Source organism: Streptococcus parasanguinis (genome assembly GCF_015557775.1).
Classification (GTDB): Bacteria; Bacillota; Bacilli; order Lactobacillales; family Streptococcaceae; genus Streptococcus; species Streptococcus parasanguinis_AA.
The window spans coordinates 132388-154852 of the sequence record NZ_JADNOY010000003.1 but is presented as its reverse complement, the minus strand read 5'-3'; the positions used below and the strand labels follow the sequence as shown (position 1 = coordinate 154852).

The 22465-nt window shown below is 41.4% G+C and carries 21 protein-coding genes; 2 read left to right on the top strand and 19 right to left on the bottom strand.

The window, feature by feature from the left end; genetic code table 11:
- Positions 1-70: 70 nt before the first annotated feature.
- From I2F76_RS05540 to I2F76_RS05470, 15 genes are all read right to left on the bottom strand, one after another.
- Entirely contained in the window at positions 71-295 is a 225-nt protein-coding gene (locus I2F76_RS05540) for a hypothetical protein (protein WP_195487412.1), read from the bottom strand.
- Between the two features lie 375 nt (positions 296-670).
- Entirely contained in the window at positions 671-1555 is an 885-nt protein-coding gene (locus I2F76_RS05535; RefSeq protein ID WP_195487411.1) for a DUF4299 family protein, read from the bottom strand.
- Positions 1552-2019: a hypothetical protein gene (locus I2F76_RS05530; protein ID WP_195487410.1), complete on the bottom strand. Its 468-nt coding sequence runs from the start codon at positions 2017-2019 to the stop codon at positions 1552-1554. Before I2F76_RS05530 ends, I2F76_RS05535 begins: the two co-directional genes overlap by 4 nt.
- 1 nt (position 2020) lies before the next feature.
- Positions 2021-4240, bottom strand: a complete 2220-nt coding sequence (locus tag I2F76_RS05525; RefSeq protein ID WP_195487409.1) for a hypothetical protein — start codon at positions 4238-4240, stop codon at positions 2021-2023.
- 8 nt (positions 4241-4248) lie between these two features.
- Positions 4249-4734, bottom strand: a complete 486-nt coding sequence (locus tag I2F76_RS05520) for a hypothetical protein (protein WP_195487408.1) — start codon at positions 4732-4734, stop codon at positions 4249-4251.
- Positions 4735-5397, bottom strand: coding sequence for a hypothetical protein (locus I2F76_RS05515; RefSeq protein ID WP_195487407.1), 663 nt, complete (start codon positions 5395-5397; stop codon positions 4735-4737).
- On the bottom strand, positions 5394-5741 hold the full coding sequence (locus tag I2F76_RS05510) for a hypothetical protein (RefSeq protein ID WP_195487406.1): 348 nt from the start codon (positions 5739-5741) through the stop codon (positions 5394-5396). The genes I2F76_RS05515 and I2F76_RS05510 overlap by 4 nt, the downstream gene beginning before the upstream one ends.
- A gap of 31 nt (positions 5742-5772) precedes the next feature.
- A complete protein-coding gene (locus I2F76_RS05505; protein WP_195487405.1) occupies positions 5773-6186 on the bottom strand; it encodes a hypothetical protein in 414 nt (137 codons plus the stop codon).
- A complete protein-coding gene (locus I2F76_RS05500) occupies positions 6183-6689 on the bottom strand; it encodes a hypothetical protein (protein WP_195487404.1) in 507 nt (168 codons plus the stop codon). The genes I2F76_RS05505 and I2F76_RS05500 overlap by 4 nt, the downstream gene beginning before the upstream one ends.
- Positions 6690-6696: 7 nt before the next feature.
- On the bottom strand, positions 6697-11112 hold the full coding sequence (gene essC / locus I2F76_RS05495) for a type VII secretion protein EssC (RefSeq protein WP_195487403.1): 4416 nt from the start codon (positions 11110-11112) through the stop codon (positions 6697-6699).
- Positions 11113-11115: 3 nt separating this feature from the next.
- Positions 11116-12405 (bottom strand): type VII secretion protein EssB, encoded by a 1290-nt coding sequence (essB, locus tag I2F76_RS05490; RefSeq protein WP_195487402.1) that lies wholly within the window; start codon positions 12403-12405, stop codon positions 11116-11118.
- Between the two features lies 1 nt (position 12406).
- Positions 12407-12649 carry an EsaB/YukD family protein gene (locus I2F76_RS05485; protein ID WP_013904565.1) on the bottom strand — a complete coding sequence of 81 codons (243 nt, stop codon included), beginning with the start codon at positions 12647-12649 and terminating at the stop codon, positions 12407-12409.
- Positions 12650-13105: a type VII secretion protein EssA gene (gene essA / locus I2F76_RS05480; protein ID WP_070465180.1), complete on the bottom strand. Its 456-nt coding sequence runs from the start codon at positions 13103-13105 to the stop codon at positions 12650-12652.
- The gene (gene esaA / locus I2F76_RS05475; protein WP_195487401.1) at positions 13102-16125 is read right to left on the bottom strand and encodes a type VII secretion protein EsaA; all 3024 of its coding nucleotides are present in this window, start codon (positions 16123-16125) and stop codon (positions 13102-13104) included. The genes essA and esaA overlap by 4 nt, the downstream gene beginning before the upstream one ends.
- A 131-nt stretch (positions 16126-16256) precedes the next feature.
- Complete coding sequence (locus tag I2F76_RS05470) at positions 16257-16544, bottom strand: WXG100 family type VII secretion target (protein ID WP_049474440.1); 288 nt, start codon at positions 16542-16544, stop codon at positions 16257-16259.
- A 477-nt stretch (positions 16545-17021) separates the two neighbouring features.
- Between I2F76_RS05470 and I2F76_RS10555 the strand changes: the two genes are divergently transcribed.
- Both I2F76_RS10555 and I2F76_RS10550 read left to right on the top strand, forming a co-directional pair.
- Complete coding sequence (locus I2F76_RS10555) at positions 17022-17297, top strand: hypothetical protein (RefSeq protein WP_229289695.1); 276 nt, start codon at positions 17022-17024, stop codon at positions 17295-17297.
- Positions 17279-17572 (top strand): hypothetical protein, encoded by a 294-nt coding sequence (locus tag I2F76_RS10550; protein WP_229289692.1) that lies wholly within the window; start codon positions 17279-17281, stop codon positions 17570-17572. The genes I2F76_RS10555 and I2F76_RS10550 overlap by 19 nt, the downstream gene beginning before the upstream one ends.
- A gap of 54 nt (positions 17573-17626) precedes the next feature.
- On the opposite strand, the gene I2F76_RS05460 is transcribed toward I2F76_RS10550, so the two are convergent.
- From I2F76_RS05460 to I2F76_RS05445, 4 genes are read right to left on the bottom strand one after another with little or no spacing between them, the layout of a single operon-like run.
- Entirely contained in the window at positions 17627-19477 is a 1851-nt protein-coding gene (locus I2F76_RS05460; protein WP_023919525.1) for a proline--tRNA ligase, read from the bottom strand.
- 15 nt (positions 19478-19492) lie between these two features.
- Positions 19493-20752 (bottom strand): RIP metalloprotease RseP, encoded by a 1260-nt coding sequence (rseP, locus tag I2F76_RS05455; protein ID WP_024054626.1) that lies wholly within the window; start codon positions 20750-20752, stop codon positions 19493-19495.
- A 36-nt stretch (positions 20753-20788) separates the two neighbouring features.
- The gene (locus I2F76_RS05450; protein WP_024054625.1) at positions 20789-21592 is read right to left on the bottom strand and encodes a phosphatidate cytidylyltransferase; all 804 of its coding nucleotides are present in this window, start codon (positions 21590-21592) and stop codon (positions 20789-20791) included.
- A gap of 9 nt (positions 21593-21601) precedes the next feature.
- A complete protein-coding gene (locus I2F76_RS05445; protein WP_024054624.1) occupies positions 21602-22351 on the bottom strand; it encodes an isoprenyl transferase in 750 nt (249 codons plus the stop codon).
- Positions 22352-22465 lie beyond the last annotated feature (114 nt).

The window sequence follows — 22465 nt, the reverse complement described above, 5'->3', positions numbered from 1 at the left end:
CCAGACTAGCGATGATTTCTCTCCATGTCTGGGTTAATATTCTTTAGTATTCATTCTTTCTTCTCACCTTTTATAATAACGATAAAAATTCTTCCTGACTATTCACTATATATTCCTTACCATCTACAGAATACTCTGAAGAAATTGTCACATCCGAAAATAGATTCTCTCCTTCTCTATCAAAAAGTTTAAGAATTGGTAAATATTCTTCTAATTCAGGTTTTTTACCCAAAATACCAATCATGGATTCTTTTTCAGAAAATATTTCTTCTGCTTTTGTATACATACTTGACATTATCGCATCTGAAAGAATAAGAAAATTAGTAGCTAGAGGCGAGACCCAGCGAGAAGGTATCGGAAGAGCCACAAAATATAAGAGATTGAAATAAGGTCTTAAACTCCTTAGGAAAGCAACTGTCAGTGAGATAGTTATTTTCGTTTGTGGTATTGAGAACACTCATCAACTGATCAAAAATATTAAAGATATTAAAGGTTTCAAAACTTTAACAAACTAAAAGACTATTCTACGTATCTCCTTGAAATTAAAAAAGGAGAGAACCAATTCGGTTCTCTCCAGGTTGTAATTTTTTATCAACTCACTACAGTTGATAAAGAGCCATATTTTGTAATCCTTTAAATTTTTTACAGAATATAAAATCCCTAACTTTAGCTATTTTGGTAAATTATCGATGATTTGTTGCAATCTATCAGGTGAAATCGGGTCAACCAGAACGTATTTGGCATCCAACATATATATGCCCTCGGTCAACGACTCTAAGAATTGTCGATAAGGAACCTCGGCTAGTTTTTCACCATCGGCTGTCATAATGAATAATCGTGCTACTGCAACCTTACTTCCTCGATACTGTTGCAAATATTGAGGTTCCAACTCAGGGTATGCTGGTAGGACTGTCCGCGCTTCACTATTTAGATAATTAATAGGGATAAGGATGTCCTCACCATTTTGCTCTACTTTAAAAACTTGCTGCTCAGAGTAATAAGCATTTAGCTGTTGGGTAAAGCGCAAGCGTTGATCATAGCTATCTAGGAGTTGATCGTCAGAAACATGAATAATTTGCCCTAGATAAAGTTCATTGATGTAAATAGGACGTCTCACTCCCATTACTTCAACTATAGGATGGACTTTTACTTCCTTGGTTAATTCTGAAAGAGCTGATAAGAAAATATCTGTGAAATGAAATTCTAGAATGGAATCTTTATCATAAGCCACGCCATCATATTCACAGACATTTACATCTAAGAGAATGAGCAAGGTTTTCAAGAACATCAAGGCTCCGGTCCAGTCAGAAGCTGTCGCCAAATCTGGAACAGCTACCTGATAAACTTGACCGTCGAAAGATAGACGGAAGCCTAGGCTAGACTTCCCTTTGACTCCAAACTGCACAGAATGAAAATCCGAGATAAGAGAGTCTGTAGAGGGTTTTAAGCTCGTATCCTTAGCGGATACACTATAACATTCAAAGGGTTCTGCTTGAAGAACCTCTCCAATCCTTAGTGATTGAGTGCTTTTAATTGTAAAATTAACTGATTTCATTTTTTCTTCCTTCTGTCTACTGGTAGATTTTTTCTACGACGTAGAATGGTTACTTCGCTGATAGGGATTTTCCCTGAAGCATACATGGTCTGGCCATATTTATCATCCATTAACACCGCATCATTAGCTAAATTGTTTTCAATTAGAAATTCTTTATCAAAAACCAGGAGTCGCACGTAGGAATCAGGTGCTGTATAATCATCATCACCACGCTTTTGACCAGCAATTTGAAATTCATGATCTTTATACAAGACACGATCATAAACCACATACCTTTGACTAACCTCGCTGTAAGAAATAAGCTTTCCGTATATACCTTCACCGGCATCGGAAACATAGGAACTATAGGGGATGTAGCCTTCATCCAACATCGCTGGATCTTCCGAAAGCAGGATATAACTATTTATATAATTCACAAAATTAGAGTATACTTTGTTTTGATAGACTAGAAATTCTTTACGCATACTATCCCTTCACATACACCATTTTACCATCTTCACCAACTATACCAACTAAGACTTCTTCTCCGCCAACATTTAGATATAATTTGGAACCTTGCTTAAGTCTACTTCTATCTGAATGACGATATTCTGGAACCAAAAACTCATCTGAATCTGATTTTATAAAACCATTTCCGCTTGCAGGGTCGATTACTTTCTCAGGCTTACCTTTAGAATCCATTATAATATTACCATCTTTATCAAGTAAATTTCCATCCATATCCCCATATGGAATCGTAATATAACCAGTTTCATCAGTCGTGTACTCTAAACGAAGGTATGCGTCTGTTTTAAGCTTCAAATTACCATTCTGATCACGTACTGCCACCCTATTTCCATTGGAATCAATCATAGTTTCAACAAAAGGAGAACCCTCATAGTCAAGACGTAATCCTTCAACCGCTTCATGAATATTTGTAATATTTTTAACATCTGAACGCTTCGCTACATAACCACCAGCGGTCGCGTCTTCTTCTTGATTAAACATCCAACCCTCAGCATCAATCGGCATAATCTTTTGCATTACTGTTGAAGTATCCGGTTTTGGAAGTGTATTACGAATATCAAGCATCATATCATATTCAGACGGTGTCATTTTTGTCACATGCGTATTCCTTAGTCGATTAAACTCATCCCAAGAAACACCGTACTCCTGCAGTTTAGAGTCAATGATTTCTCGAGTTGTTGGTTCCTTCACCTCTGGCACATCCAACTCAACCTTCGGCTTAGTTGTTCCTACATGTTCAACAGCCTCACCCTTTATAGTAGATAAATCTTTCGGTTTTGTCAACACATCAATATCTGGTTTCTTGGATTTTGGAACTGCAGTTGCTGCTCCAGCCACTGCTTCAACCGGTTTGATTTTTGATGTTTCCACATCAACATGAGGTTTTACTGGTACATCAGTATCCACATTTTTACCTTTTATAGTGGATAAATCTTTCGGACTTGTTACCGCATCAATATTACCATTTTGAGATCCTGAATTCTTCCATTTTGCCTCTGCTCGTTTAGAAATATCTCCCACTACCTTACCGCCTGCAAAAGTAACTAACGATAAAGTTGGGTCTTCACCTTTTACAACTGCATTATAACCAATGTGTGACAGGTTTACAGTATCCTCAACCACTCCCGTCGTCTTAGCTACCTTAGCTAGGGTATCATCAGCAGCCCCTGCAAACTTGAATGCTTTTCCCACTCCAAAGGAAGATACTGATGCAAAAGCTTCTGCAGCAGCCCAGACTCTATCATCAAAATCAAGCTCTGTCCCAGAAATTAAGGTATTACCTGTAATAGCCGAATAACCACCGTCTACAAGCGAGTAGGTCGTTCCCATAGTTCCTGAAGTTGTAGCTACAAAAGCAGCTGTTGCTGCTAAGGCTGGAGAAGTTGTCCCAAATGAGAATACTGTAGCAACTGCTGACACTGCAAAAAGTCCTATTCCTAAATATTTCTCTACTGGTTCTAACCATTCCTTATTATCTTCTTGCCACTTAAAATGTTTTAAACCTGAGTAATTTGATATTTGCCCATGATAAAAGGTAGCCATCAATTCCTTATCACTCATTTTTTTATATTTTTCAATTTCTTTTGCACTCATATCAGTGGCATTGTTAATTTTATCTCGAAATTGTTTTAATTTTTCTTTATAAACTTTCTGTGTTGACTTAATAGGACTAGCTTTTTGATCAAGTAATTCTGATAAAGTATATGTCTCAGTTTGCTGGTAATAATACAAATTCCCATTTTCATCAGTATATGGTATAGATTTTTGATATGTAAGGTTCTTTGTTTTATATGGCTTATCACTACCATTCACCTTATTTAGAGATTTTAGACTCTCATCAATTCCTTTTGTAAATTTACCGTCTATTCTCTCTAACACTTCACCGTGAACTCGTTTCGCTAAATCCAGTAATTTTTCTGCTCGATTATATGAAGTAGTAAAGGTATTAGAAGGCATATCCTTACCAAGAGACGCTTCTCCAGTTTGTTTATATAGATCCGAAACTCCCTCATCTTGTACTACTTGGGTCACTTCTTTAATATCTTTAAGTAGATTTGTTACCTGTGTATCACCCGTTTGATCTCCATACCCCCCGTAATTCATATATCCAGTACCTGCACTCGTAGTTGTACCTGACCCAGATTCAAAATCCGATTTATTTGAATAATATTTCGTCATTAGTTACCTCATTCCTGTTTTTGAGTCTTTAATTGTTCAAATGCCTGGTTGGGATTTTTGCGAATATACTCCTGAGAAACAGCTATTTTATTCTTTTGTTCATCAGATACTTTTGCAGTGGATGGTACTTTAGTATTTAATACCAGGTTTGCAATCTGCAATGCTTGTATATTATCCATTTCTATAAATTTAGAATATGTATCTAATGAGAACTGATGAAGAACATTTGCCAAGGTTTCCATTTCTTGAGCTTTTAAAATGTATAAATTGAGATCCCCATCATTTCCTATATATTTCTTGAATATTCCCTCACTGCTCACATCAGGTAGAGTACTGACCACACTAGATATAAAGGAGACTAGATTTTGACAAGCAATAACAATATTATAAGCCTTCAAAATCAATTCTGATTGAGCATTCAATTCTAAAGAAATCGTTCCATTTTCGCCATTTCCAGTTTTAACTTCTTCCATCTTAGACTTAGATTTTTTCATTTAGATACTCACTTTCATCCCATGAATCAGGGTAGTCTTCAATTGATCTACTGAAACAGATCGTATTTTTTCACTTTTCAAATCATATTCAAACAAACCACTCTTTGAGTTAAAGAAAAGTACATCATTAATAACCTTGCCTAATTCTTCAGTTTTCAAACGTATCATTTTTGAATCTTGGTAATAAGCTTGTAGTCTCATAAAAGAATAAGGCTCCCATTCTGATTTCATATAATTTTTCTTTTTATCAGCTAAATGATGTAAAATTTCATGATTCTCTAAAAGTATACTAAGTAAAGCAATGGTATTAAAGTAATCAATAATATACTCATTATCACCTACTTGCTTAATGACAATAGCCATTTTTTTTTCTTTGTCAACACCCGGTGCACAAAAATAATTGCTATCAATTTGAAAATGGTAAGAATTTTGATTATACAACTCTACATAATACCCAAATTTTACAAAGTCATCTGTTGGCCGGCCTTCTTCAAGTAAACCAATTTCCTCTAAATCTTTATATCCTTTTTCTAGTATTTTTTTTAATTGAGATTTTCTAGATTCATTTTCATCAGAAACAGGCAATGGCAAAAATGGTAAATCATTAGATTTATCGTTCATCAATTGCAGAGTATATAAAGCCTCTATTGTTAATTTTATCATGCGTTCTTTATCTCCTTTATTACCTCTGCCGACGGAATATCATTTAAAAGGGTTTCCAAGCCATTTACACATGTTTTTAAATTTTCTACACTAACTCTATAATCAGTATAATATTGATTTAGAATTGTTTTTAAATCAACATATGTCCCTTTTGCCTTCCCTTTCCATTGACTATCATAAGATTCCAAATTACCTATTTGAATTTTTACTTCATCTAAATATGAAATTGCTTGTTGTAAATCACTTTTTATACTTGAAATATTACTACTTTCATATTGAATTGTATCTGCACTTCCCCAAGCGCCTCCACCATCATTGATATTGGTATTCATAATACTTGCCATAGTATCTCCTTTCGTTATGAGAAATCAAAATTTACCAGTGGAACAAGAATTCGTCCACTAATGGAATGTGCCCCTCATTAAATTTATCCTTATCTCGATTAATTTCAGTGGTTAGAGATGAAATTTTAGAATCTAAGGTTGAATAAAGGTTGACAAATGAAGTATTAGAATCTCTTACAAAATCACGATATTCTTTCATCACCTTAATATCTTTTGTTAATTTACTTTTTAAGTCTGATAAATATGCATAGCCATCATTAGAATCTAATTTATCAATTGCATTTTGCGTTCTTTTTATAAAACTATTAATCTTTGCTAATTCTTTTTTGTAATCCAATCCATGACTACTTATTGAATTTCTTACTCTCTCATACTTTGCTTTTTTTGCTTCATTCTTTGTAATTCTACTTTTTAGTTGTGCATCTTGTGATTTCGATTTTGTCACTGATCGTTACCTCCTTGGACGTTTGATTCCTCCTCACTTGGAGTTACTATATCGGGTACATCAATCTGTTCATGTTGCTTATATACACTTTCTGGAACATCTGTTGGGGTACTATTTATTTTTTGTGGGTTATACAGTGTAAAAAAGCTAATCAAAACGACTAAAATACTCGATCCAATAACAGCCAATCTTTTTATATGCCAAATTCTTGGTAGTGGAATTTTAGCACTTATTCCTGATTTTTTTACCCATTCTGGATTATTCCTCATTACTTGATTAGCCCCAAATAATGGACGTAAATATGCCATTAATCCAATAGCGACAACAATACCAATTATTCTAAACCTATTACTGTTAGAAAATGGAACATGTCCAATTTCCATGAATACCATTCCCACAATAATAATTACAATTACTAATAGCATCCCTAAGGAACGCCATAATCCTTCACGACGGTATAATTTTAGTTCATCGAAAGACATTTCTTCAAATTTTTTATCCATTTTTTCCTCATTTCGTAATCTTCAATTTCGTCTGAGAAGCTTGATAGTGTAGATATACTTGATCTTCTGGTAGAGCTTCCTCACGTCCAATGCTTGTTCGAGTATAGATAGTCTGATCCGACATCTTCATGGCAATCAAAGCTGTATCTAGTTGGGACTTCAAATATTTAGCAGTATCATTATAAGCGGAAATAAAGTTCTTATGCATACTGAATACAAAGTGTAACCCTACTTTAAGTCCTTCTTCCATTAATAGACCAATGTCATTTGTTTCTACTCCGCTTTCAGATACAAATTGTCCCATATCGGTGATAAAAATATAATGTTCAAAGTCGCCACCATTTTGTCGTGCATAATGAACTTGTTCTTTTAATTGTTCAATAACCGACTTAAAATCAGATGTTGACGGAACATAGTTATTAACACTCGCAACGAATGTTTTATATTCATCCGTTGGATCTAATATTGTGACCTTATGACCTGAAACAGTTTCAACAACTGTTCGAATCATATGTTTCGTAACAAGTGACAATGAACTATCTTTATCAGAGAGCAACATCAAGTGTTTCAGTTTCTTCATTGGAAGTCCAATTGTTTCAACTTCTTCTAACTCAAGACCAACTGGTAATTGATGATCCTCGATCACTTTTCTGGTAGTTGGCATACTCATAAAGTTCTGAATTGTCAACTCATCTGGCACCATTGGAATACCTGCTGGGGTGCGGCCTGTCCACATCTCTTTGAGACTTTGGACTTGATCGCGGAGATTGTTGATGATTTGGATATCATTGTCCCCTGCGACTGGTAGGGCGAACTGGACGACATCGACTTCGTCACGTTTCATGAGCGCGCGTCCCTTGATGTCTTCCATAGTAGACGCCAGTGGGGTTGCTCCCACGATACCGCGGACTTCAGAGATATCATTTTGTGGCAAGGTCAGCTGGTGCTTGAAGTTTGAATAGAGCTGGGCCCGTAGGTTGTTCTGACGGCTAGCTGTGATGATCAAGTGCACACCGATGCTGAGACCTTCACGAGAGATCCGCATGAAGAGCTTGAAGAGATCTGTCTCATAAGGCTCGTCCTTCATCGACTCATAGCTATCCATGAGGATGAGCATGGTTGGCTCTTGCTTACCGGTCACTTCACGGTAGAGGGCGATGGTGCCGACACCATGCTCAGACAGGAGCTTCTTCCTGCGATCCAACTCGCGGTTGATGATCCGGATGAATTTCTGGATTTTCTCCGTCTGATCCAGCAAGAGGCTATCTGCCACATGTGGTAGTTGGCTCAGTGGTGCTAGACCATTGGTTCCGAAATCAAGCAGGTACATGGTCAGATTTTCTGGACTCTGCTTGCGAGCCAGATCCATTGCGACTGTCTGAAGGAAAGTGGTCTTTCCTGTACCTGGACTTCCGTAAAGGAGGATATTGCCATCTTTTGACAGATCGATAGCGACTGCTTCTTGCTTTTGCGCTTGCGGGATATCGGCGACCCCGATCAGGACGCTTGGAGCTGTCCGTTTTTGCCAAGCCTCGATCGGCACGACCTTGTCCAACTCATCCAGCGTGATCCGCTCTTTGAGCGGAGGCAACCATGGTTGGGCCACAGCTGCGATGCCTTCTTGTTGGTGCAAGTGGTTGATTTCTTGCACGATGACATCCAGTTCTGTCGGCACTTCCTTGATTTCTTCTGCCATATCCAGACCGGATAGGTCTTGGTTGAGGACTTCGTATTGGCCCAGTTCATTAATCAAGTAGATGGTATGGTCTTCGATTCCTAGCTGGTCCTTCTCAGGCTGGTAGTCTGCTCCTGACCAAGCGGTTTGGAAGAGTTCATAGACTTCGTTATTCCCGACTTGGAGATAGGCACGACCGGTCTGAGTGATCTCAGCCGCATCTGCCGTCCGCAGCATCTCCATGGAGTCGCCACGGTCTGCCACCTTGAGGGCTAGCTTGAAGCGGGAGTTGGACCAGATCTGGTCATCCACGACCCCAGAAGGTTTTTGCGTCGCAAGGATCAAGTGCACCCCGAGGGAACGCCCGACACGTGCGATAGAGACCAATTCCTTGATGAAGTCTGGTTGGTTGACCTTGAGTTCGGCGAACTCATCACTGATCAAGAAGAGGTGAGGAAGCGGTTCTGTCGCTTCACCGAGTTTAAATTTCTTTTGGTATTGGTTGATATGGTTGACCCCATATTGACCAAAGAGGCGTTCCCGACGATGGATCTCCGCATTGATAGAGGCTAGGGCCCGCATGGACTGGGCGCCATCCAAGTTGGTGATGGTCCCAAGCAAGTGAGGCAGATCCTTGAAGAGATTGGCCATTCCCCCACCCTTGTAGTCGATGAGGAGGAAAGCCACATCGTGTGGGTGGAAGTTGACGGCAAGGCTCAGGATATAAGACTGAATGGTTTCAGACTTACCAGAACCGGTTGTCCCTGCAATCAAACCGTGTGGTCCATGGGCTTTTTCATGGAGATTGAGGTAGACCAAATCGTCCTTCCCGCGCAGACCAATCGGCACTGCCAAACTTTGGTAAGGGGCATGGCTCTCCCAACGACTCAAGACCTTGAGGTCATTAAAAGTTTCCGCCTGGTACATTTCAAGGAAGGTCACCGAGTCTGGAATTGAACTCTTAAGCTGTTGGATATGCTTGAGAGGGGCAAGGCCACGCGAGATGGCTTCCTTGTCATAACCTTCAGGGAAGTGATCCAATTGGAAGTCAAGCTCACGAAGAACCCCTTCTTGCAAGAGCAATTGCCCTTGGTTGCGGTCCTTGATGGAGATAACGGTTTGGATATTTTCAGAAAGAGATGAGAGCACATCTGCCACATAGATGATAGAGCATCCTAGCTCTGTCGGATCCTCACGGAAGAACTCCATGATGACATGGTCCAAAATCAAGGTTTCATCGGTGATGAGGACCACATAGTGCGGGTGGAAGATCTTGGTATCATTGGCTTTTTCTTCCTCTTTTTGCGCCTTGCGGAGCTTGAGGATTTGGTTAAGACTGTTCAAGACCTGATCGCGTGTCCGCTGATTGTAGACAAAGCTACGGACATTCATATCTTGCAGAGTTGCATGAGGTAACCAGCGCATCCAATCCCAGCTTTCTTTTTCCTCTTCTGGAATGATCGGAATAATGGTCAGATCATGGTAAGAGTGAAAGACAGCTAATTGGGCAACCAGGAGTTGCAACTGTTCTAGCACGATAGGGCGAGGACCGACGTACCCTACAGGTCCCCGATTTAGGCTTGCTACAATCGGAAGATTGTCGATCTTTTGATGAGCTTGGAACAGAGTATAGCCTTCTTCTTCCAATGCATCTTTCTTCCCACTACGCTCTTCCTGACCATATTTGAGCTCATAGCTGGTTGGAACCTTGCCTAAGCCCAAACGATAGGCCAAAAAGTCAAAATGAAGCGGTGTTTTTTCGTAGATCCGCGAGTCATAGCGTTTGACCATCTTGGTCAAATCTTCGATCGCTGGGAAATGGTAAAACATGCCTTCTCGCTGCTTCCGAGATAGCTGTTCCAAGTCCTTGGCCTTGTCCTTGAGATAGAGATGGTAGAGCTCCACGCGCTCTTTCTTGTCTTCTTTGTATTTCTTACGATTCTTGAAGAAGCCTTGGACCGAAAAGATCACACTAACCACAGACATGGATACCGTCGCGATGATATAGAGCCCCCGTGGTTGGAAAATGGTGATCAAGAGGGTCACCCCAACCATGATGAGGGGTGGCATGATCAACTTCAAGAGTTCATCCGATGGCTTTTGAGGCTCCGCTCCCGGAGGATTGATCAAGATCTTGTCTTCCGAACTCCGGTAGATGATCCGCGGAGACCGGTGGTACTCTGGATAGTCCTTGTAAAAGTCGTAACGCGAATGCAAGCGTGGCACCAGATAAGGACTTACTTCGACAGCCCCTTCCACACCAAATTCTTCTGGATAGAGCTTAAAGGTCACATCTCCAATGGCAAGTTCATCCCCAAAGGCCAGTGGAAAAGTCGCTTCACTGACGAGTTTGTGGTTATGGTAGAGTTTTCCAGATAAGAGCTGACAAGTCCAAGTCTGCTCTTTTTTCACAAGGAGAAAGCGTACTGGATAGTGCAAGCGCACATCCGCACCCTTTTCATCTGCTACAAGGATCTCTTCCTTGTCTAGCAGTTCATAGGTATGGACTTCTCCTGTCGCCAAGTAGCAGACTACATCCCCAAGGATCGTACTATTTTCAAGCACACCCTTGTCTTCACCATACTGGTAGAAGATTTCTCCTTGACTCCATTGAAAATGAAGGGGATTTTCTTGCGAAGCCAGGGTCAACTGAGCTGTTTCTTGATTCGATACGGTCGCTGTTTTCCCCTCTTCTAGCGCTAGCTCATAGCGAAAACCTTTTTTATAGAGTATGATACGTTTTTTCATAGACTACTCCTTGTGGTCGCTAGACTCAGTCGAGCTTGCAGTTGTAGAAGACGAACTTTCTGTTGAGGAGCCTTCTGTAGATGAAGCTGTTGTTGAGCTGCTAGTGGAAGATTTGGTTTCATCTGTCTCTGCTTCCAAGAGTTTAGAGCGGGCATCCCAGTATTTTTTGTATTCACCCTCAAGCTCAGAGAGTTTCTTCTCGCGCTGTTCACCAGAGAGTTTTTCGCTATCACGTGTCGCCTTGATTTCTTTACGAAGGGCATAGATAATCAAGTCTGAATCGTCGATCCGCTTGGCTGTATCCAGCGCTTGGGTAAAGTCATGACGGCCGATATAGATCCAGTAGTGGAGATAGAGGCTATCTGACTTGAGCGTAACATTGTTAAGGATGACCTTCTTTTGGTCCTCTGAGAAATTCAAGCCTTGCAAATAAGACGTCGCCAACTCATATTTCTGTGTCGTTGGAAGACTGCTTGGAGCTACTCCCTCTAGCTCATCGATCACACCGGTGTAGTCTACTTTGAGATAGGCTGTATCCGCTTGAAGCAACTTTTCTTTAAAGGGTGCTTGGAAAAAGACTAAATAGATCAAAGGCAAGAGTAAGAGGGCCACTACAGCTGAAAGCCATATTGTTGCCAACTTAAAGATTCGGTGTTGACGACTTGAAACCAAGGTCAAGGTCTTTTCTTCCTCTTCCTTGCGTTCTTGGTAGGCTTTCTCTAAGAGAACTTTCATCTCTTCTAAGCTAGCAGCATCACGGATTTCCACCAAGAAATCTGGCAGATCTTCTAATTCGAGCGTGCCTTGATAGAGCTCCATGAAATCCCAGTCCCCAAAAAGAGTGACCGCATAACACTTGGCCTGGCGCAAGAATTCAACCTGATCCCACTTGCGTGGCACCATCATTCCCGGAACCCCGCGGTAAGCGATCTTGACTTGCGCATCCTTGGTCACAAACAAATTGATGGGATGCAACATAAAGGTCACCGGAAGCTCCAAGGCTGGCGCCAAATCTAAGACATTAATAGCTAGACGTAGACGGTCTGAAACCGGTAATTCTTGGATTTCTTCTGCACTCAAGCCCAGAGCATCTGTCTGATAGGTCAGATGAATCTGGTCTTGATCCGCTGTCATGCTCTGCTCTAAAAACAAGGGATGATGGAGATCCAAAATCCATAAATTGCGTAAATCCTGGCTATCCACTTCTGAACGCTTGAGGTCCAGCTGCCAGCTCGTGTCTTCTTTTTCAAAACGGAAGACTTGTTCTTCCAGTGTAAATTGTTCTTCTTTCACCTTACCACTCCTCAATCTCGATCAGATCACCACTCGTGATCGGATACTCTTGTACCACCTTGCCTTCATCCAGCAAGATGCCCTTATTTACCACGCGCAACTGATACTTGCTTCTAGGTTCCATGGCAGACCCAAAGATCTGATCCAATTCCCGAATCAAGCGTCGCACCTCCATCCGTGTTGGGATTCGGAGATCATGGCTTGCACCATTCATACGGAAGGTGACATTGATATGTTGCTCCATTTAGGCCTCTTTTCTATAGATTCGATAGGAAATATAGCCAGCAATCCCAAAGAGAAGGGCACTCCAAGCCAGCATTTGCAAGGCTGGAATAAAATCCGACAAGCTGGCCGAATTGTCCTCCACATTGGACTCGAATTTAGATAATTTTTGATTTTCAGGCTGGAACAGGTCCGCTTCAGGCCCTGTTTTTTTCTTTCCCTTTATAGCAGAAAACAACTGGCCGTCTGAATCGGTCAATTGTTTCTCTTGCTTGCGTTTTTCATCTGCTAATTTTTTCTGATCCTTCTCATTGAAAAGAGACTCAGTCGCATCCAATTGGCCCCCGAGTGTCTTTTCCTGCTCTGTCTCAAGACGTGAGTTGTTGACCTGCAGACGATTATCGATAAAATCATCTGCAGAAACAACAACTACTGGCAAGAGACTAAAGACAAAGAGAAGATACATCATTTTTTTCATAAGCTTGATTCAATTTCCTTTGTTTGAGTAAACTTCTTTGGAATGAAGATATTGGCAACCGCCAAAAGACCGAAGAAGACCAACAATCCGAAGAAGACGCCGATACCGGCTGTTTGTCCATCAAAGTAACCCGCAAACTGTCCTTCTAAAATAGAAAGGAGGTTGACATTTTTCACCAGTGCTGGAAGGCCTGACAAGGTCGCGGTCGTTCCGATCGCGCTTGATAGGTAGACATAGCTGATCAACATGAAGAAGGCCAGTCCCATTCCAATCACACGGAAGTGTTTCAAGAGGAGGTATTGCAGTTGTACCAAGACAAAACTTGCTAGAACCGCTAAGAATACCCATGAAGGTACATATTCACGACCAACAGAGAGTTGAATACTTGAAATCATTCCGATCACCAGTCCAAGGATGAGAGAAAGTCCCACAAGGACACCGACAGACAAGAGATCTGATTCTTGCAAGCGATTTAATTTGAAGCGATCTTTCACCTTACGGATGATTGGCTGAGTCGCAAAGAGATAAGCTGTAAAGAGGCTCAAGATTTCTAGCATAAAGATCCAGATAAATGGACGGTAGACGTTGATGGTCGCTTTCACAGAAGAAGATTTCTCTGCAACTGGATTTGACAAGAAGTCGAGCAAGACTTCATTTGGCACACCATTTTCGTAAGCATTGTTGAAGACTTTGCGGAAGGCTTCAACGAAGTTTCCATTTTCAGACAATTCCTTATCGAATTCACCCATCAAGCTCTCTGCATTGCTAGACAATTTCTCTGTATTGCCTTGGGCTCTTTCCAATTCTTTGTTCAATTGGCTAAAGATTTCATTGGTAGAGTTGGCAGCGTCCACATTGCTACGAGATGAACTCTTAACACCTTCTGTCGAAGTCAACAAGGAGGTGTATTCAGAACCAAGAGCTGACAAGTCTGCATCGGTCTTGGTTTGAGCCTGTGTCACTGTTTCTTGCGCTTTTGAGATCTCTTCTAGGCGTTTTTGAAGGTCTGCATACTGCTTCAATTGATCGTTGATATTTTGGGTTAGATCCTTGTTGGTGTTTTCGATGGCTTGAAGATTAGCCTGCAATTGTGGTCCCAAGTCTTGCAACTGTTTAAGGGTACCATCTAACTGGGCTTTCACACTCTTCGTTGCATCCCCAGATTCATCCGTTTCAATACTCTTACGGTAGTCATTGATATTGCTTGTAACCGCGGATTTCACGACATTGACCAAGGCTTCCGTCAAATCCATATCTTCGATTGGATCATAGAGCGATTGACGATCTCCCTTGTCATCTTTTGGATAGTAAGCATCGATCAATGCTCCTGCGCGTTGATAATCCAAGGCGATTTCACTAGCTTTCGACGCATAGTTAGCAACAGCTGTTTTCAAGTCTTCTGCAGATACGGTCACACTGGTTGAAGAAACCCCATTCACAAGAACTTCAACATCAATCGCGCTTGGCATAGCTCCTCCATCTTCAGCGAGGTGAATTTGGATTTGTTTGCCATCTTTCAGTTCGACTTCCTGCTCGCCACTACCTGCATAAGTATGTCCATCATAGGTCCAAGTATCAACCTTGACTCCTGCTGGTACTTGGATGCTAACCTTCTGTTTTCCAGATTTAGCATTGAGGACATCGGCAACTGCAGTTGATTTGGCATCTACTTCTGCAGCCAAAGTTTTTAATTCATCAGCATTTCCATTTGCTTGCGCCATCGTCCCAGCAAAAGTACTATCAAAATTAATTGCTGAATTGAGGTTGCCATATTTATTCAGATTAAGACTAGCTGGATCTAAAGACGGAAGTTTTTCAATTGCTTGACGAATGTCATCATCCGCTTTATTACGAGCATTGCTGAGAGTTTCGATTTTTGTCTTCCCAATCAAGGTACGAAGGGTGACTTTGTCTCCTTCTTTTAGACCATAGTAGTCAAGGATCTTCGCTTTTACAGTAGACTCGATGTTCTTTTCGTGCTCATCTAATTTGTCACGTTCTGCCTTGATCCCTTTTTCGAGGTCTGCCACACGATCATTCACATCTTTGGTCAAGCCTGCATAGGTCTTGGTCCCTGAAGCATCTCCTTCTGTTTCAGCTGGTTGACTCAATTGCTTGGTAATCGCTTCTTGGTTTTGTTGTAAATTCTTATACAACTCTTGCGTCTTTTCACTGACAACAGACTGATTCATAGACATCAGCTGGTTCATGAACTCTTCATGGCTGATCTTGTCCTCAGAGCGTTGCTTAATCAATGTGTCGAAGTTTTGACCGTACTGATCCTGAGATTGGGTCAACTGATCAAAAGCCTGGGTATAAGACTCAAGAACTGTCTTCAAGGCATTATTCGACTCGACAGATGATGTCGACAAGCTATAGAGACTCGGGAAGATATTTTTGGAATCTAAAGCCGAATCCAGCAAGTTGCTTCGGTAAGAACCAATGTTGGTCGATTGGATCTTGTTACTTGTCTCCACGTTTTTCTGAGCTGTATAAAGGTTGCTTAGAATACTGACCATATACATATCAACCAACTGGCTATTCAAGTCTGAAACGATATCTTTAGCGACTTTATTGGCCTCGTTCTCAACCTGAGAATTCCCAGCCGCATTGACCTTATACGTCACAGTTGTCTTCTCTGCATTGACTGCGTTCACTTCCAAGACCTTCTCTGAGAAGTCACTTGGAATGACGATCATCAACTGGTACTTGCCATCTGCAAGCCCTGACTCAGCGGCTCCACGAGGGAGGACAGACCAGTTTTGCGAATTATCCCGTTCGATATTCTTTACATAGCTAGCCCCAAGGTTGTATTCTTTATCATTCAGTTTAACCGCCTTGTCTTCATTGACCACCGCAATATTGAGCTTGGTGTTTTCTGTCGTTTGTACGGTCTTGGCTTCGTTTTGCTTTTGGTCCTTTTGAACCGTCGTATAAAGACCCACTACAGATCCCATCAAAAGGAGCACAACTGCGCTCTGACCAATGTATTTTAACCATTTTTTATTTTTAACTTCCATACCTTTTCCTTTTTCTAATTCATAGATACAAAATAGGGGTTAGGAATTAAGAATCTAACCCCTATTTTCTATATATCAAAAGACAAAAGGGTGATCTACCTACAAGAAGTAAGATCACCTCCAAGACTATCTTAGTGGATTTGTGCAGCGATATCTTGGTCAGTTTGTTCAACGATATCAGCAACTTTGATCAATTGACCGTTGATGTCTTCCAACAATTGAGCGAATTGTTTGATTTTTGGAGACAATTCGTTGAATTGTGCTTCAAAGCTATCAAATGCAGATCCATCCCAGTTTGCGTCGATGACTTGTTGTTCATGAGTCAAAGTAGTAAGGATTTGATCGATGTCTTGAGAACCTTGTGCATAGCGTTGTGCTGATTGACGTAGGTCTTCTGGAGTTAATTTAATTTGAGCCATGTGTTTCTCCTTTTGGGCTGATACCCTTATATTTTTTTCATAAACAATACATTTTAGTACGAATTAGTAAAATGCCAGATAACTGTATATTTTACCTTTTGCTCCCTTTTTGTATTATTTACTTAAAAGTATCTTAATGAAATATTGCCAGAATGTCAAGTTTAGAGGGGTAACTGATAAAATATTGTAACTTTGTTACAGATGTGTAACATTTTGTCATAAAATCGTAATATATTTCCTGAATTCCTTGCCCTAATAGTCTCCAACTAGTATTATTTCTGGAAAGAAAAGAAGACACTCTGTCCTTTTATATTAACTCAACACATAGATAAAAGTTGTTGATTTTAGGTGTTTTTAAAAGCAAATTTCGATGACTTTTGTATATTTTTTCATTTTTAAAACTTTTATGGTATAATGAAACCTGTTCAAAACTTGTTTCATACAAGATCGAACACCATTAACCTATAAGGAGTATATATGAAAAAATTTCTACTTGTCTCTGTCTGTCTACTAGCTCTTACCGCTTGTAGCCAAGGCCAACAAGGCAAAGGGACTACTAACGCTTCTTCCAAGCAAGAGGCCACTCAAACCAAAAAGGAGCAAGTCCAAAACAAGACCTTTGTTAGTGACCTCGGCGATCACCACCAAAACAAAATTCAAATCGGCTACAAAAAGATGAAATTGTCTCTTTTACTTTTCTTAGTTTTGAACCCATTTCCTCAGATTTGCAAGACATGGATCTTTCCGAGTTAAAGGAAATCTACCAAGAAGAATTAGAACATAGCGATATCTATAAAAGCTTAAATGGCAAGCCTGGTCTTAGCTTCCGCATTCAAATTTCGAAAGATAAACAATCCTATGCCAAGGTCTTACAAGCTGACTTCTCAAAAATCAAGAAAGATGAGTTTGCTTCCATCTACGGGGATCAAGGGGAGGAAGAAAGAGCCGAGTTCAAGAAATACCTCAATGGCAAACCTCAAGATCTCTTTACCTATTTCAAAGATCAAGGCCTCAAAGAAGAAAAATAAAAAGAGCTTCCTGAGTTTCATCACCACACTGGTGAGAGCTCAGAAAGCTTTTTCTTATTTGTTCAAGATTGAAAGAGTTTCAAGGAGATTGTCCGCATGAACTTCAATGGTATCTCCTGTCGCTTTGATTTTCACTTCAACGATGCCTTCAGCTGCTTTCTTACCAACTGTTACGCGGATTGGAAGTCCAATCAAATCACTATCGCTGAATTTGACACCAGCGCGTTCATTTCGGTCATCCACCAAGACTTCGTAGCCTTTATTCACCAAAGCTTCTTCGATCCGATCGGTCAAAGCAAGGCTTGCTTCATCCTTGACATTGACTGGAATCAAATGCACATCAAATGGCGCCAATTCTTTAGGGAAGTTAATCCCCCAAGCGTAACGGTATTCCCCTTTTGGAGTCTTATTGACAAAGAGGCGTGCATGTTGCTCCATAACAGCTGAAAGAAGACGGCTGACACCGATTCCGTAGCAGCCCATGATGATCGGAACTGCACGACCGTTTTCGTCCAAGACATCTGCTCCCATGCTAGCGGAGTAGCGTGTACCGAGTTTGAAAATGTGACCGATTTCGATCCCACGTGCAAAGTTCAAGAACCCTTTCCCATCTGGTGAGATTTCGCCTTCACGAACTTCACGGATATCGACGTATTCTGCAGTAAAGTCACGTCCTGGGTTGACACCAGTCAAGTGGTAGCCTGTTTCATTGGCACCGACTACTGCATTACGGCTGTCTTGGACCTTGCGGTCTGCGATAATCTTAACATTTTCAGGAAGATCAACTGGACCGAGAGAGCCAAAATCAGCTCCTAATAATTCTTTCACTTCCACTTCGGTTGCAGGTTCAAAGAAGTCTGCGCCGAGGTGGTTTTTCAACTTCACTTCATTGAGCTGATCATTACCTACGAGAAGGGCAACAACAGGCTCACCATCTGCGATGTAAACCAAAGTCTTGATAGTAGCTTCTTCTGGAACATTCAAGAATGCAGCTACTTCATCAATCGATTTGACACCTGGTGTTTCCACGCGTTTCACTTCTTCTTCCGCTACAACACGGTTACTTGGCTTGTATTCGTTAGTAGCCATTTCCAAGTTGGCAGCATAGGTGGATTCACTTGAATAGGCAATGGTATCTTCACCAGAGACCATCCATTTGAGCAATTCTGCTTTGATTTCTTCTTGGACTTCTGCTGGAATTTCATCAAAGGAAGCTACTGATTTGTCTAAAACAACCCAACGATCCAAGTCTGTACGAGCAGGTGTAACAGCCATAAACTCTTGGCTATCTTTTCCGCCCATGGCACCACCATCACCGATGATGGCTTTGTAGTCGATGCCACTGCGGGTGAAGATCCGCTCATAAGCTGCCTTGTATTCATCATAAGTGACATCCAAGCTATCGTAGTTGGCATGGAAGCTATAACCGTCTTTCATGATGAACTCACGGGTCCGCAGAAGACCGTTCCGTGGGCGTTTTTCATCGCGGTATTTTGGTTGAATTTGGTAGAGATTCAATGGCAATTGTTTGTAAGATTTTACGGAGTCGCGCACAATAGCGGTAAAGGTTTCTTCGTGAGTTGGACCTAAGATAAAGTCAGAGCCTTCACGGTTTTTCAACTTATAGAGGTCTTCCCCGTAAGTTTCGTAACGACCAGATTCACGCCAGAGATCCGCACTCAAAAGGGCTGGAGCAAGCATTTCTACTGCTCCAATTTTTTCGAATTCTTGGCGCATGATGCCTTTTGCTTTTTCAATGACTCGATTTGCTAATGGCAGATAAGAATAGACACCAGCTGATACTTGGCGAACATAACCTGCACGCAACATCAAAGCATGGCTAATGACTTGGGCATCGCTTGGCATTTCGCGAAGCGTTGGAATCAACATTTTACTTTGTTTCATGGACAATATCCTTTTCTATTTCAAAAATAATTTCATAATATCATTCCAGGTGACAGCAATCATCAAAATAACCATTACAGCTACACCTGCAAGCGTCATATAGGTTTCTACTTCCTGTTTCAGTGGTTTTCTCCGGACGACCTCGATCAAATTGATCAAGATTTTCCCACCATCCAAAGCGGGAATCGGGATTAGATTGAAGATGCCAATATTAATAGAGAGCATGGCCATAAGAGACAAGACTGCCGGAATCCCTAATTGAGCAGCTTGTGAGCTGGCATTGTAGATAGCGACCGGACCACCCAGTTTATTGAGACTAAAGTGGAAAATGATATCTTTCAAAGCTCCCAAAATCCGTGTCGCTGTATTCCAGGTATCTGTAAAACCAGACAAGAGTTTATCCACAAATCCCGTCTTGAGGCCGTTTGTCACACCCAGATAATAACGATTCCCTGACTTGGTTGGCTTCACTTTGACTTCTTTTTCTTGGCCGTCTGCTTTGACCTTCAGGGTCAATTCAGGAGCTGTCTTGCTATCCTTGGTTGCTTTTTCGACAGCATCTGTCAACTCATCCCAGTTGCTGACGGTATCGTTGTTAACTTGAAGGATCTGAACATTACTTTTAACACCAACCTTAGCCAGCGCCCCATCGGGTGCCACCTGAACGTTGTTGCTGTAGTAGTCAATCGCACCACCGCGCATAAAGGCTAAAAGTGAGTAGACGACAATACTAAGGATAAAGTTGTTCATAGGACCCGCAAAGTTGGTGATCAACCGTCCCCAAATGCTGGCATTCTGATACTGAACATCTCTCGGTGCAATCCGCACTTCTGTCCCATCTTCCTCAACAATAGTCGCATCATGATCGACACTATAGGTCTTTGTCTCATCGAGAACCAAGCCCGTAATCTCCAGTTTGTCTTCGAAGTCAAACTGGGTCACATTCATGGGAAGGGCTGTCTGATCCAGATTCTTTCCTGAAAGATTAATCCGGACGACCTTCCCAGCCTCATTTAGCGTCAAGCTGACAGGCGTTCCGGTTTTAATCTCAGTTGTATCCTCACCCCAGCCAGCCATACGCACATAGCCACCTAAAGGCAGGATGCGAATGGTATAAGCTGTTCCATCTTTACCAATATGGGCAAAGATCTTTGGACCCATCCCGATCGAGAATTCTCGCACCAGGATGCCCGATTTTTTTGCAAAATAGAAATGACCAAACTCGTGAACGAGAACGATCACTCCAAAAATAACAATAAAGGCAATAAACTGCATCGTTCTATATGTGGTTTCCTTTCTATCTCTTCTGTCTTAGAACAAGCCCAAGAAATGCATCAAGGGAAAGACAAAAATCAAACTATCAAAGCGGTCTAGGACACCGCCGTGTCCTGGAATAAATTTTCCAGAATCTTTTACACCGAAGTGGCGTTTAATCGCACTCTCTACCAGATCTCCAAACTGACCTGCAATACTAAAGAGGATGGTGAAGAAAATCATAGCAAGAAAACCATGTCCACCTGCCACAGAGCGATCCACAATCATAAAGATCACGGTTACCGCAACTGCAGACAAGATTCCGCCAAGACTGCCTTCTATCGTTTTATTCGGCGAGACTGCAGGCATGAGCTTGCGTTTCCCAAATTGACTTCCGACCAGGTAAGCACCTGAATCTGTAGCCCAGACAATAAAGAGGGCTAAAAGAACTTTGTCGATTCCAGCGATACGCGCATCTACTAAGGAATGGAAACCAAGTCCAACATAAAAGCTAGACGCAATGGGATAGACTACATCTTCATAATTGTAATTCTGAGCAAGAACAGTTGTCCCCATGAGAATCAAGACAACCAAACCATAGGCAATCATATTGCCATCTGCTGGAAGGTAAGGGAGGTAGTCCTCAATCGGCAAAGTCAGGACGAAGGCCGCTAACATGGCTAGCGCTCCTTCAAAGGTCGCTGTCTCAAGTCCCTTCATCTTGAGCAATTCATGAACCCCTAGCATGGCGATCAAGCCAATCACAATCTGGAAGAACACCCCTCCAACCATTACTGTTGGAATGAAAAAGAGCAGGGCAATTCCTCCAAAAATCACACGTTTTTGTAAATCTTTCGTCATCATCTTCTCCTAAACACCACCAAATCTCCGATGGCGATGGCTATATTCTACTATGGCACTTCGTAGTGCTTCCTCTCCAAAATCTGGCCACATCACATCTGTGAAATACAACTCACTATAAGCAGCCTGCCAAGGAAGGAAATTACTCAAACGGATCTCTCCGCTGGTACGAATAATCAAATCTGGATCCCTTAGGACGCGTGGCAAACTCTCGGTATAGAGAGAATCTGCGATCATCTCTTCTGTGATATCTTCTGGACTGAACTTCGCATCCAAGACTTCTTGGGCGATCTGCTTCACGGCCTGAGTGATCTCAGCACGTCCACCATAATTGAGTGCGAAATTCAGGATCAAGCCTGTATTGAGATGGGTCATTGCTTCTGCTCTTTCCAAAGCCTCCAGCGTTTCTTTTGGTAATTTCTTGGTATCACCGATCATTTGAATCTTGACATTGTTGCGATGCAATTCGGGGACGAAATGATCATAAAACTCGACCGGCAAGTGCATAATGAACTTGACTTCATCTTCAGGGCGTGTCCAGTTTTCCGTAGAAAAGGCATAGACCGTCAAGACCTGAACCCCCATATTTTTTGCTGCAATCGTCACTTCTTGGAGAGCTTCCATCCCCGCCTTATGACCGAAGACGCGCGGTTGCATCCGCTTTTTCGCCCAGCGACCATTGCCATCCATAATGATCCCAATGTGTTTCGGGACTTCTAAAGGTATCTCGATTTTTTCTTTTTTCTTAAAACGAAACATGTTTTTCTACCTATTTCAATATTTATCGCTTCATTATACCATAAATCCCCATAAAATAGGGACTCTGGCCTCTTTTTTGAACCAGCAAGGCTTTCCTTCATCACATCGTCCTAT

Bases quoted from the DNA above. Each gene is read 5' to 3' on its own strand.
- I2F76_RS05540 (WP_195487412.1), bottom strand. From the start codon at position 295: ATGTCAAGTATGTATACAAAAGCAGAAGAAATATTTTCTGAAAAAGAA.
- I2F76_RS05535 (WP_195487411.1), bottom strand. From the start codon at position 1,555: ATGAAATCAGTTAATTTTACAATTAAAAGCACTCAATCACTAAGGATT.
- I2F76_RS05530 (WP_195487410.1), bottom strand. From the start codon at position 2,019: ATGCGTAAAGAATTTCTAGTCTATCAAAACAAAGTATACTCTAATTTT.
- I2F76_RS05525 (WP_195487409.1), bottom strand. From the start codon at position 4,240: ATGACGAAATATTATTCAAATAAATCGGATTTTGAATCTGGGTCAGGT.
- I2F76_RS05520 (WP_195487408.1), bottom strand. From the start codon at position 4,734: ATGAAAAAATCTAAGTCTAAGATGGAAGAAGTTAAAACTGGAAATGGC.
- I2F76_RS05515 (WP_195487407.1), bottom strand. From the start codon at position 5,397: ATGATAAAATTAACAATAGAGGCTTTATATACTCTGCAATTGATGAAC.
- I2F76_RS05510 (WP_195487406.1), bottom strand. From the start codon at position 5,741: ATGGCAAGTATTATGAATACCAATATCAATGATGGTGGAGGCGCTTGG.
- I2F76_RS05500 (WP_195487404.1), bottom strand. From the start codon at position 6,689: ATGGATAAAAAATTTGAAGAAATGTCTTTCGATGAACTAAAATTATAC.
- essC (WP_195487403.1), bottom strand. From the start codon at position 11,112: ATGAAAAAACGTATCATACTCTATAAAAAAGGTTTTCGCTATGAGCTA.
- I2F76_RS05485 (WP_013904565.1), bottom strand. From the start codon at position 12,649: ATGGAGCAACATATCAATGTCACCTTCCGTATGAATGGTGCAAGCCAT.
- essA (WP_070465180.1), bottom strand. From the start codon at position 13,105: ATGAAAAAAATGATGTATCTTCTCTTTGTCTTTAGTCTCTTGCCAGTA.
- esaA (WP_195487401.1), bottom strand. From the start codon at position 16,125: ATGGAAGTTAAAAATAAAAAATGGTTAAAATACATTGGTCAGAGCGCA.
- I2F76_RS05470 (WP_049474440.1), bottom strand. From the start codon at position 16,544: ATGGCTCAAATTAAATTAACTCCAGAAGACCTACGTCAATCAGCACAA.
- I2F76_RS10555 (WP_229289695.1), top strand. From the start codon at position 17,022: ATGAAAAAATTTCTACTTGTCTCTGTCTGTCTACTAGCTCTTACCGCT.
- I2F76_RS10550 (WP_229289692.1), top strand. From the start codon at position 17,279: ATGGATCTTTCCGAGTTAAAGGAAATCTACCAAGAAGAATTAGAACAT.
- I2F76_RS05460 (WP_023919525.1), bottom strand. From the start codon at position 19,477: ATGAAACAAAGTAAAATGTTGATTCCAACGCTTCGCGAAATGCCAAGC.
- rseP (WP_024054626.1), bottom strand. From the start codon at position 20,752: ATGCAGTTTATTGCCTTTATTGTTATTTTTGGAGTGATCGTTCTCGTT.
- I2F76_RS05450 (WP_024054625.1), bottom strand. From the start codon at position 21,592: ATGACGAAAGATTTACAAAAACGTGTGATTTTTGGAGGAATTGCCCTG.
- I2F76_RS05445 (WP_024054624.1), bottom strand. From the start codon at position 22,351: ATGTTTCGTTTTAAGAAAAAAGAAAAAATCGAGATACCTTTAGAAGTC.